The sequence below is a fragment of the Pseudomonas sp. Pseusp10 genome, from assembly GCF_059492225.1.
Genome location: NZ_CP168528.1, coordinates 1,317,054 through 1,327,500, shown reverse-complemented (window position 1 = coordinate 1,327,500; position 10,447 = coordinate 1,317,054). Strand labels below are relative to the sequence as shown.

10 protein-coding genes and 1 pseudogene (1 of these 11 running past the window's edge) are annotated in these 10,447 nt (G+C 59.6%); 8 read left to right on the top strand and 3 right to left on the bottom strand.

The genetic code is table 11. From position 1 onward, the window contains the following. Positions 1 to 831, bottom strand: partial view of a CoA-acylating methylmalonate-semialdehyde dehydrogenase gene (locus ACEN8Z_RS05930; protein ID WP_495597055.1) — the 5' portion only. 663 nt of this gene lie to the left of the window's left edge; the window shows 831 of its 1,494 coding nt (coding positions 1-831); its start codon is at positions 829 to 831; its stop codon lies off the left edge, out of view. 179 nt (positions 832 to 1,010) lie between these two features. Further along, positions 1,011 to 2,360, bottom strand: a complete 1,350-nt coding sequence (aptA, locus tag ACEN8Z_RS05925; RefSeq protein ID WP_007997065.1) for an omega-aminotransferase AptA — start codon at positions 2,358 to 2,360, stop codon at positions 1,011 to 1,013. A gap of 139 nt (positions 2,361 to 2,499) precedes the next feature. On the opposite strand from aptA, the gene ACEN8Z_RS05920 reads away from it, so the two are divergent. The 3 genes from ACEN8Z_RS05920 to ACEN8Z_RS05910 all read left to right on the top strand — a co-directional run bounded on the left by ACEN8Z_RS05920 (position 2,500) and on the right by ACEN8Z_RS05910 (position 4,882). Then, positions 2,500 to 3,420 carry a LysR family transcriptional regulator gene (locus ACEN8Z_RS05920; RefSeq protein WP_495597054.1) on the top strand — a complete coding sequence of 307 codons (921 nt, stop codon included), beginning with the start codon at positions 2,500 to 2,502 and terminating at the stop codon, positions 3,418 to 3,420. Between the two features lie 211 nt (positions 3,421 to 3,631). Beyond that, complete coding sequence (locus ACEN8Z_RS05915) at positions 3,632 to 4,282, top strand: TetR/AcrR family transcriptional regulator (RefSeq protein ID WP_495597053.1); 651 nt, start codon at positions 3,632 to 3,634, stop codon at positions 4,280 to 4,282. An 18-nt stretch (positions 4,283 to 4,300) separates the two neighbouring features. Beyond that, entirely contained in the window at positions 4,301 to 4,882 is a 582-nt protein-coding gene (locus tag ACEN8Z_RS05910) for an IMPACT family protein (protein ID WP_495597052.1), read from the top strand. Positions 4,883 to 5,353: 471 nt separating this feature from the next. On the opposite strand, the gene ACEN8Z_RS05905 is transcribed toward ACEN8Z_RS05910, so the two are convergent. Continuing rightward, on the bottom strand, positions 5,354 to 5,785 hold the full coding sequence (locus ACEN8Z_RS05905; RefSeq protein WP_495597051.1) for a hypothetical protein: 432 nt from the start codon (positions 5,783 to 5,785) through the stop codon (positions 5,354 to 5,356). An 83-nt stretch (positions 5,786 to 5,868) separates the two neighbouring features. Here ACEN8Z_RS05905 and ACEN8Z_RS05900 point away from each other — a divergent pair, with 83 nt between their 5' ends. The 5 genes and pseudogenes from ACEN8Z_RS05900 to ACEN8Z_RS05880 all read left to right on the top strand — a co-directional run bounded on the left by ACEN8Z_RS05900 (position 5,869) and on the right by ACEN8Z_RS05880 (position 10,400). Further along, entirely contained in the window at positions 5,869 to 6,225 is a 357-nt protein-coding gene (locus tag ACEN8Z_RS05900; protein ID WP_495598087.1) for a MerR family transcriptional regulator, read from the top strand. Between the two features lie 19 nt (positions 6,226 to 6,244). After that, positions 6,245 to 6,934, top strand: a complete 690-nt coding sequence (locus ACEN8Z_RS05895; RefSeq protein WP_495597050.1) for an SDR family oxidoreductase — start codon at positions 6,245 to 6,247, stop codon at positions 6,932 to 6,934. A gap of 253 nt (positions 6,935 to 7,187) precedes the next feature. After that, positions 7,188 to 8,546: an 8-oxoguanine deaminase gene (locus ACEN8Z_RS05890; protein WP_442101065.1), complete on the top strand. Its 1,359-nt coding sequence runs from the start codon at positions 7,188 to 7,190 to the stop codon at positions 8,544 to 8,546. 554 nt (positions 8,547 to 9,100) lie between these two features. Beyond that, positions 9,101 to 9,361: pseudogene (locus ACEN8Z_RS05885) on the top strand (BMP family ABC transporter substrate-binding protein); the annotation flags it as partial. An 85-nt stretch (positions 9,362 to 9,446) separates the two neighbouring features. Further along, positions 9,447 to 10,400 carry an adenosine deaminase gene (locus tag ACEN8Z_RS05880; protein ID WP_007996475.1) on the top strand — a complete coding sequence of 318 codons (954 nt, stop codon included), beginning with the start codon at positions 9,447 to 9,449 and terminating at the stop codon, positions 10,398 to 10,400. Positions 10,401 to 10,447 lie beyond the last annotated feature (47 nt).

The window sequence follows — 10,447 nt, the reverse complement described above, 5'->3', positions numbered from 1 at the left end:
ACCGCAAGAACCGTAAGCCGCGCCCATCAGTGCGCTGACAGCGTTGTCCAGATCTGCATCCGGCATCAGCACGGCGTGGTTCTTCGCACCGCCCAGGGCCTGAACGCGCTTGCCGCGCTTGGTGCCTTCGGAATAGATGTATTCAGCAATCGGCGTCGAACCGACGAAGCTCAGCGCTTTGACTTCCGGCGCTTCGATCAGTGCATCCACTGCAGTCTTGTCACCGTGCACCACACTCAGCACGCCTTTCGGCAGACCGGCTTCGAGCAGCAGTTGCGCGATCAACAGTGTCGAACTCGGATCACGCTCGGATGGCTTGAGGATGAAGCAGTTGCCGCAGACGATTGCGAGCGGGTACATCCACAGCGGCACCATGGCCGGGAAGTTGAACGGAGTGATACCGGCCACTACGCCCAGCGGCTGGAAGTCAGACCAGGCATCGATGTTCGGGCCGACATTACGGCTGTATTCACCCTTGAGGATTTCCGGAGCCGCGCAAGCGAACTCGACGTTCTCGATACCGCGCTTGAGTTCACCGGCCGCATCTTCCAGGGTCTTGCCGTGCTCTTCGCTGATCAGTTGGGCGATACGCGCTTCGTTCTGCTCCAGCAGTTGTTTGAAGCGGAACATCACCTGGGCACGCTTGGCCGGCGGCGTGTTGCGCCAGGCCGGGAACGCAGCCTTGCCGGCGTCGATGGCGCTCTGGATGGTTTCGCGGGTCGCCAGCGGCAACTTGTGAATAGCCTGACCGGTAGACGGGTTGAACACATCAACCGCGCGACCGTTCTCGGTCACCAGTTCGCCATTGATCAAATGCGGAATAACGCTCATGGAAGCTCCTGAAAAGTTGTCCACAGGCGCCCACGAAATGACGCCTGCTATATATAGATGCTTTGTGTAGGAGCGAGCTTGCTCGCGAAGATAGTGAGGACGCCGCGTTCATCCAGGCAGCCCGCATCATCGTTAACGTCCATCGCGAGCAGGCTCGCTCCTACAGGTGTGTTGTCAAATCAGTCGATCTTGCTCAGCACTTCGCCGACCGCGTCGAACAGGCGGTCCAGGTCCTGCGGCTTGCTATTGAACGTTGGGCCGAACTGCAGGGTGTCGCCGCCGAAGCGTACGTAGAACCCGGCTTTCCACAGCGCCATGCCGGCTTCGAACGGACGCACGATGGCATCGCCGTCACGTGGAGCGATCTGGATCGCGCCGGCCAGGCCGTAGTTGCGGATGTCGATGATGTTCTTGGTGCCCTTCAGGCCATGCAGCGCATTTTCGAAATGCGGCGCGACTTCAGCCACGCTCTGCACCAGGTTTTCCTTTTGCAGCAGGTCAAGCGCTGCCAGGCCCGCGGCGCAAGCCACCGGGTGTGCGGAATAGGTGTAGCCATGCGGGAATTCAACCGCGTATTCAGGCGTCGGCTGATTCATGAAGGTCTGGTAGATCTCGGAGCTGGCAATCACCGCGCCCATCGGGATCGCACCGTTGGTGACTTGCTTGGCGATGCACATCAGATCCGGGGTCACGCCGAAGGTGGTGGCGCCAAACATGGTGCCGGTGCGGCCGAAACCGGTGATCACTTCGTCGAACACCAGCAGGATGTTGTGCTGGTCGCAGATTTCACGCAGACGCTTGAGGTAACCCTGTGGTGGAACCAGCACGCCAGCGGAACCGGCCAATGGTTCGACGAATACTGCTGCGATGTTCGACGCATCGTGCAGTTCGATCAGCTTCAGCAGTTCGTCAGCCAGGGCGATACCCCCCTGCTCCGGCATGCCACGGGAGTAAGCATTGCTCGCCAGCAAGGTGTGCGGCAGGTGGTCGACGTCCATCATCGCCTGACCGAACAATTTGCGGTTGCCGTTCACCCCACCAAGGCTGGTGCCGGCGATGTTCACACCGTGGTAGCCACGGGCACGGCCGATCATTTTGGTCTTGGTCGACTGGCCCTTCAGGCGCCAGTAGGCACGGACCATCTTCACGGCGGTGTCGGCACACTCGGAACCCGAGTCGGTGAAGAACACGTGATTCAGGTTGCCCGGCGTCAGGTCGGTGATCTTCTCAGCCAGTTGGAACGACAGCGGATGGCCGTACTGGAAGCCTGGCGAGTAATCGAGGGTGCCCAGTTGCTTGGCGACCGCTTCCTGGATTTCCTTGCGGGTGTGCCCGGCGCCACAGGTCCACAGACCGGACAGCGAGTCATAAACCTTGCGGCCCTTGTCGTCGATCAGCCAACTGCCCTCGGCGCCAACGATCAGGCGTGGGTCGCGCTGGAAGTTACGGTTGGCGGTGTAAGGCATCCAGTGAGCATCGAGCTTGAGCTGGCTGGCCAGGGAAGTCGGGGCGTTTTCAGACAAGTTCATGGGCGAAACCTCGCAAGGCAATAAGCGGCGTAAGGATTGAAAACCGTTGTTGCAGCTAAATTGCCACGGGGATAAAGTCCGTGAAATCCAACTTTTCTAATGTTCAGTCAGCCAACCACTAAACTTTTGAGTAACCCGCATGAGCACTCGCCGCCCCGATCCGCTGGCCCAGGTCAGCGACTTTGATATTCGCCTGCTGAGGATCTTTCGCAGCGTGGTGGAATGCGGCGGCTTCTCTGCGGCGGAAACCGTGCTGGGCATCGGTCGTTCGGCAATCAGCCAGCAGATGAGCGATCTGGAGCAACGTCTCGGTCTGCGCCTGTGCCAACGTGGACGTGCCGGGTTTTCCCTGACCGAAGAAGGCCGCGAGGTCTATCAATCGGCGTTGCAACTGTTAAGTGCACTGGAAAGCTTCCGTACCGAGGTCAACGGGCTGCACCAGCATTTGCGCGGCGAATTGATCATTGGTCTGACGGACAACCTGGTCACCCTGCCCCATATGCGCATCACCCATGCCCTCGCGCAATTGAAAGAACGCGGCCCGGATGTGCAGATCCAGATCCGCATGATCGCGCCCAATGAAGTCGAACAAGGCGTGCTCGACGGCCGCCTGCACGTCGGCGTGGTGCCGCAGGCCAGCGCACTGTCGGGGCTGGAGTATCAACCGCTGTATAGCGAACGATCGCTGCTGTACTGCGCGGTCGGCCATCCGCTGTTTTATGTCGACGACAAACAACTGGACGACGAACGCCTGAACAGTCAGGACGCCATCGCGCCCACCTTCCGTTTGCCGGCGGAGATCCAGGCCCACTACCAGGCGCTCAATTGCACAGCCAGTGCCTCGGACCGCGAAGGCATGGCGTTCCTGATCCTGACCGGACGCTACATCGGTTATCTGCCGGATCACTACGCGAGTCTTTGGGTGCAGCAAGGCCGGTTGCGCGCGTTGAAAGCCAAAACGCACTTCTATGACCTGAGCCTGGCGTCGGTCACACGCAAGGGGCGTCGACCTCATCTGGTGCTGGAGAGTTTTCTGGAGAGTCTGGCGGCGACGCGCTGAATTGTCGGATAACAGAAACCTGTGGGAGCGGGCTTGCCCGCGAAGAGGCCGGTACATCCAGTATCAATGTTGTTTGACACACCGTCTTCGCGAGCAAGCCCGCTCCCACAGTAGATTGCGGAGCAGGGTTTTATTGTGTGAGGACTTGTCTGAAGCCGGTGGGTACGTTATCAACGCACTGGCCGTCCCATCCACCAGTTCGGAAGTGCTTATGACCTTTGAAGTCCCTGCCCACGGCGGAAAACCCGTCAGCCGCATTCGTCAGAAAAACGAAGAGGCCATCATCAAAGCCGCCGAAGACGAGTTCGCCCGTCACGGGTACAAAGGCACGAGCATGAACACCATCGCCCAGAACGCAGGGCTGCCCAAGGCGAACCTGCATTACTACTTCACCAATAAACTCGGTTTGTACGTGGCGGTGCTGAGCAACATCATCGAACTGTGGGACAGCACCTTCAACACCCTCACGGCCGAGGATGATCCGACCGAGGCCTTGACCCGTTACATTCGCGCCAAAATGGAATTCTCCCGCCGCCAACCGCAAGCCTCGCGGATTTTTGCGATGGAAGTCATCAGCGGCGGTGAATGCCTGACCGAGTATTTCAACCAGGATTATCGCGCCTGGTTCCAGGGCCGTACGGGCGTGTTCCAGGCCTGGATCGACGCGGGCAAAATGGACCCGGTCGATCCGGTGCACCTGATTTTCCTGCTGTGGGGCAGCACCCAGCATTACGCCGACTTCGCCACGCAGATCTGCCGCGTCACCGGGCGCGCCAGGTTGACCAGGCAAGACATGGAAGACGCCGGGGATAACCTGATCCGCATCATTCTCAAGGGCTGCGGCCTGCAACCTGCCATTTAAGTAGCCATTCAGGTACGTATGCCTTTTACCCTCAGCGGTTTTTGCGAATACCGCGAAGAGATTCGCAAGAGCCGCTTCATTACCTTCGCCGCGCCAATCTCCAGCCCGGCCGAAGCCCAGGCGTTCATCGAAGAGCACAGTGACTTGAATGCCTCGCACAATTGCTGGGCGTGGAAGCTCGGCGATCAGTATCGCAGCACCGATGATGGCGAGCCCGGCGGCACGGCTGGCCGGCCGATTCTGGCGGCGATCGAGGCACAGGATTGCGACCAGGTCGCAGTGCTGGTGATTCGCTGGTATGGCGGCATCCAACTGGGTACCGGGGGGCTCGCCCGGGCCTATGGCGGTGGTGCGAATAAATGCCTGCAAGCGGCGCCGAAAGTCGAGCTGATCAGTCGGGTGCCGCTGCGTTGCGCTTGCGGGTTTGCCGAGTTGGCCTTGGTCAAGCTACGGGTAGCGGAGGCAAGTGGATTGGTTGTGGATGAAAGTTTCACCGCCAATGGTGTCGAGTTGCAGTTGGCTGTAGGCGATGCGCAAATCGATACCTTGCAGTCACAGCTGGCCGATTTGAGTCGTGGGCGTATTCTCTTGCTGCGCTAAAAACAAGAGCAAAAGATCGCAGCCTTCGGCAGCTCCTGCATGGGATCGAGCTGCGATCTTTTGGGGCACGCCGCTTTTGCACTTATTCCATATTTGCCCACATCTGCTGTGCACCCGGCTGTGGATAACCTGAGCACATTCGGCTGTAACCCTTGTGTCATGCGGCTTTGCGGGCTTTGCTCAATTTTCGTCCAATCTGCCATCAAGCACATCAAATTCAAATAAAAACAAATAGTTACAACGGTTTATCGCCTTTAGAAGAAAGCCACTCAGTGCTTATGCCTGTGCTTGGAGCTTGCGCACAAATACTGTGGAGCAATCTGTGGATAACCCGTTCATGGCCCTCTCGGCGCCAGATCCGATATGGCCTGCAGCCAACTGCTCATTTTTTAACCAAATCACAACGGGCAAATTCGGAGCCTGATCCGAGACCTTGCCCTTAAGTGGTGCCGTGGCGCAGAGACGCACCTGCTAATCCGCGGAACCAGCAGGTAAGTCTGCTCGCGATGGCTGCCGAACAGGCAGCACCTGAGCGAGGCCCCACGCCAATTCAAAAATCAGAAAAACCACCAGCAGCGAACTCGCGCCATGAGCAAGGGCATAAGCCTGCCATGCCGAAAACAAAAATCTCGCGACCGAGTCATATCGCCCATAAATTTGCAGTGGATCACGAATCCGCAGCACCGCCCATACGCAGACAATCGACCCCAACAGATTCGCCATCAACATGTGCACCGGTTCAAACGGCGGCAGCTCACCGGGCAAACTCAACGCCTGGCTCACACTCGTCAAAACCCCATGCAGCGCCGCAAAACTCCACGGCGTGACAAACGCGACCGTCACGATCAGGTCGTACCAGGCACTGCCTTGCACCAAACGGCGATATTGCGTTGTAGTCCACATCGACATTGCTCCATCAATTCAGGGAGCAACAAGGCTAAAGCCTGGAGTATGCTCCAAGGTCAAGCCCCCTTCGAAACGTCATGATGCGCATCGGTGAATTAGCCCAGGCGAGCGCCGTCAGCCGCGACATGCTGCGCTTTTACGAGCAGCGCGGGTTGATCGCCGCGCAACGCAGTGCCAATGGGTATCGCGACTATCCGCCAGACATGGTGCAACTGGTGCAGTACATCAAGACCGCTCAACGACTGGGCTTTACCCTCGGCGAGATCGGCAACAGCATCGCTGCGATCTGGCAGTCGCCCGATCCCGACCGTGCCGTCACGCAACTGCTGCAAGACAAACTCAAACTGATCGAAGCCCGCATGGCCGAACTCGGCGCGCTGCGCGATGAGTTCCAACAACGGCTCGGGCAACAGTGTCCATTGAATCCACGACTCTGAATCTTCAAGGAAGCCAATCATGTCCAAGGCAAAAACCGCACTCATCATCGGCGCCTCCCGGGGGCTTGGCCTCGGGCTGGTGAAAACCCTGTTGGCCGATGGCTGGCAAGTCACCGCCACCGTGCGCGATCCGCAAAAAGCCGAAGCCTTGCAGGCCCTGGGCAAGGTGCAGATCGAAAAGCTCGACATGGACGATCAGCAAGCGGTGTCCGCCCTGAGCCAACAGCTCAAGGGTGAAGTGTTTGACCTGCTGTTCGTCAACGCCGGGATCAAAGGGCCGGATGTCCAGACGCCAAACGGTGGCGCGACGATGGCCGAAGTCGGTCAGCTGTTTTTCACTAACGCCGTGGCACCGATCAACCTGGCCCAGCGTTTTGTCGAGCAAATCCGCCCGGACACCGGCGTGCTGGCGTTCATGAGTTCGGTGCTGGGCAGCGTGACCATGCCCGATGCGCCGGAACTGGCACTGTACAAGGCCAGCAAGGCGGCGCTGAACTCCATGACCAACAGCTTCGTCACCCAGTTGGGCGAAACCAGTATCACTGTGCTGTCGCTACACCCGGGCTGGGTGAAAACCGACATGGGTGGTGAAGGCGCGGACATCGACGTGGAAACCAGCACACGTGGTCTGGTTGATCAGGTGAATGCGTATGTCGGCAAGGGCGGGCACCACTTCATCAATTACCGGGGCGAAACCATTCCCTGGTAATCAATGCCGCCCACTGTGGGAGCGAGCTTGCTCGCGATGGCGGAGTGTCAATCAGCACATCTGTGTCTGGTAAACCGCTATCGCGAGCAAGCTCGCTCCCACAGGGTTATTTGTTGTCCTGTCGGGCCGGGCTTGCCCGCCAGAGCGTTTTGATCGACACTGCGCACCTCGCCTCCCCGGCGAACCTGGATCAGCAGACAGGGCAACACTGAGCTGGCAACCCTGAACCCAACTTTCAGAGGAGCCGGCCAACATGCCTGCGACCCGTACCTGGTTAAAAAATCCCCTCGCCATTTTCACGGCCAACGGTCTCGATGCCCGTGGCGGTCTGGTGCTGCAAGACGGCTTGATCGTCGAAGTACTCGGCGCCGGTCAACAACCCTCCGCTCCGTGCAATGAAGTGTTCGATGCCCGCGAACATGTGATCCTGCCGGGCTTGATCAACACCCATCACCACTTCTATCAAACCCTGACCCGCGCCTGGGCGCCGGTGGTCAATCAGCCGCTGTTTCCCTGGCTGAAAACCCTGTACCCGGTCTGGGCACGCCTGACCCCGGAAAAACTCGCCCTCGCCACCAAAGTCGCGTTGGCCGAGTTGCTGTTGTCCGGTTGCACCACCGCGGCCGACCATCACTACCTGTTCCCCGAAGGTCTGGAAAATGCGATCGACGTGCAAGTCGAAAGCGTCCGCGAACTGGGCATGCGCGCCATGCTGACCCGCGGCTCCATGAGCCTCGGTGAAAAGGACGGTGGCCTGCCGCCGCAACAGACCGTGCAGGAAGGCGAAGTGATCCTCGCCGACAGCCAGCGGCTGATCGCCGAATACCACGAGCGCGGTGACGGCGCGCAAATCCAGATCGCCCTGGCACCGTGCTCGCCGTTCTCGGTGACGCCGGAAATCATGTCGGCCAGTGCCGAATTGGCGAACAAACTCGACGTGCGCCTGCACACCCACCTGGCAGAAACCCTCGACGAAGAAGATTTCTGCCTGCAACGCTTCGGCCTGCGCACCGTGGACTATCTGGACAGTGTCGGCTGGCTCGGCCCGCGTACCTGGCTGGCCCATGGCATCCATTTCAACCCGGATGAAATCGCCCGCCTCGGTGCCGCCGGCACCGGTATTTGCCATTGCCCGAGTTCCAACATGCGCCTGGCCTCGGGCATCTGCCCGAGCATCGAGTTGACCGATGCGGGCGCGCTGCTTGGACTGGGCGTGGACGGTTCGGCGTCCAACGATGCCTCGAACATGATGCTCGAAGCGCGCCAGGCCCTGTACATCCAGCGCCTGCGCTACGGCGCCGAGAAGATCACCCCGGAACGCGTGCTCGGCTGGGCGACCAAGGGTTCGGCGAGCCTGCTGGGCCGTACCGATATCGGCGAGTTGGCGGTGGGCAAGCAGGCTGACCTGGCGATGTTCAAACTGGATGAGCTGCGCTTCTCCGGCAGCCATGATCCGGTCTCGGCCCTGCTGCTGTGCGGCGCCGATCGCGCGGATCGAGTGATGGTCGGCGGCAAGTGGCGGGTGATCGACGGGCAGGTCGAAGGGCTGGATCTGAAAGGGTTGATTGCTGATCACAGCCAGGCGGCGCGGCAGTTGATCGCTGGAACCTGATACAACACCGATTAAAACTGTGGGAGCGAGCCTGCTCGCGATGACGGCGTGTCAGTCGACATATTTAGTGTTTGACACACCGCTATCGCGAGCAGGCTCGCTCCCACATTGGTTTTGTGGAGGGCTCAAAGGCCCAAGCAGCGACAACATGATGAACGTCGCAAACAACACGAAGTGAGTCATGCCTTCGATGGCGTTGGTTTCAGGGATCACCGACCTTTCCGCCAGCAACTCAGTCTGATCTTGCCTTAGCGCACCAGTGGGTGGCAGCTGTGCCAGGACATGCACTTTTATCGGACTTCACGAACCTATCGCGAGCAGGATCGCTCCCACAGGGACCGCGTTACTTTTGTGGGAGCGGGCCTGCTCGCGATGGCAACGCCGCGGCTTCAAGTTTTGTTGTGCTGTTGGTCAGCCGTTTGCATAGCCCTGTGCAGGCGCAAGAGACCAGCCAATCTCACAACAAAATGGAGTCAAAATTCATGCATAACCGTCCGTTGACGAAGCTGCTTTGCGCCGTTGCGTCGGCCATCGGCCTGAGCGCCTGCCTGACTGCCAGTGCCTACGCCCCGCTGATCGATCAGGGCGTGGACGTGGTGTTCCGGCACACCGACAGCCCGGCGCCGATCCAGGCCACCGAACGTCGCGGCGTCTATGCCGTGGGCTACGCTTCGGACATGGCGTACTTCGGGCCGAAAGCCGTGCTGAGCTCCATCGTCAATGACTGGAAGTCCCTGGACTACCGGGACGGATTGTCGGACGGCGCGGTTGAGCTGCCGATCAGCAACCTGGTACCGACAACGCTGAAGAGCGAGTGATGAACCGGCCGGTCAGGTTTTACCAATTGTTGCAGCAACCCTCTGTAGAATGGCGACCATTGCACCTGATGAGAAAAGAATCATGTACGACTGGCTGAACGCCCTGCCCAAGGCAGAACTGCACCTGCACCTGGAAGGCTCGCTGGAACCAGAGCTGTTGTTCGCCCTGGCCGAGCGCAACAAGATTGCCCTGCCATGGAACGACGTCGAAACCTTGCGCAAGGCGTACGCCTTCAACAACCTGCAGGAGTTCCTCGACCTGTATTACCGGGGTGCCGATGTGCTGCGCACGTCCCAGGACTTCTATGACCTGACCTGGGCCTACCTGCTGCGCTGCAAAGAGCAGAACGTGATTCACACCGAACCGTTCTTCGACCCGCAGACCCACACCGACCGTGGCATCCCGTTCGAAGTGGTGCTTAATGGCATCGCCGCCGCACTGAAAGATGGTGAGCAGCAACTGGGCATCACCAGTGGTTTGATCCTGAGCTTCCTGCGTCACCTGAGTGAAGACGAAGCGCAGAAAACCCTCGACCAGGCGCTGCCGTTCCGCGATGCGTTCGTCGCCGTGGGCCTGGACAGCTCCGAGATGGGCCACCCGCCGAGCAAGTTCCAGCGTGTGTTCGACCGTGCCCGTCACGAAGGCTTCCTGACCGTCGCCCACGCCGGTGAAGAAGGCCCGCCCGAGTACATCTGGGAAGCCATCGACCTGCTGAAGATCCAGCGCATCGACCATGGCGTGCGCGCCATCGAAGACGAACGCCTGATGCAGCGAATCATCGACGAACAGATCCCGCTGACCGTGTGCCCGTTGTCGAACACCAAGCTTTGCGTGTTCGATCACATGTCGCAGCACAACATTCTCGACATGCTGGAACGTGGCGTGAAAGTGACTGTGAACTCCGATGACCCGGCGTACTTCGGTGGCTACGTCACCGAGAACTTCCATGCGCTGCACACCCACCTGGGCATGACCCAGGATCAGGCCAAACGCCTGGCGCAAAATAGCCTCGATGCGCGGTTGGTGAAACCGTAAGGTTCAGCGCCAAAGCCCGACGGGTGCGAGAGCATTCGCTCCCGCAA

What these genes read in the sequence shown, in the direction of transcription:
- ACEN8Z_RS05900 (WP_495598087.1), top strand. Translation starts at nt 5,869, where the DNA reads ATGCGCATCGGTGAATTAGCCCAGGCGAGCGCCGTCAGCCGCGACATG.
- ACEN8Z_RS05915 (WP_495597053.1), top strand. Translation starts at nt 3,632, where the DNA reads ATGACCTTTGAAGTCCCTGCCCACGGCGGAAAACCCGTCAGCCGCATT.
- ACEN8Z_RS05895 (WP_495597050.1), top strand. Translation starts at nt 6,245, where the DNA reads ATGTCCAAGGCAAAAACCGCACTCATCATCGGCGCCTCCCGGGGGCTT.
- ACEN8Z_RS05910 (WP_495597052.1), top strand. Translation starts at nt 4,301, where the DNA reads ATGCCTTTTACCCTCAGCGGTTTTTGCGAATACCGCGAAGAGATTCGC.
- ACEN8Z_RS05890 (WP_442101065.1), top strand. Translation starts at nt 7,188, where the DNA reads ATGCCTGCGACCCGTACCTGGTTAAAAAATCCCCTCGCCATTTTCACG.
- aptA (WP_007997065.1), bottom strand. Translation starts at nt 2,360, where the DNA reads ATGAACTTGTCTGAAAACGCCCCGACTTCCCTGGCCAGCCAGCTCAAG.
- ACEN8Z_RS05920 (WP_495597054.1), top strand. Translation starts at nt 2,500, where the DNA reads ATGAGCACTCGCCGCCCCGATCCGCTGGCCCAGGTCAGCGACTTTGAT.
- ACEN8Z_RS05880 (WP_007996475.1), top strand. Translation starts at nt 9,447, where the DNA reads ATGTACGACTGGCTGAACGCCCTGCCCAAGGCAGAACTGCACCTGCAC.
- ACEN8Z_RS05905 (WP_495597051.1), bottom strand. Translation starts at nt 5,785, where the DNA reads ATGTGGACTACAACGCAATATCGCCGTTTGGTGCAAGGCAGTGCCTGG.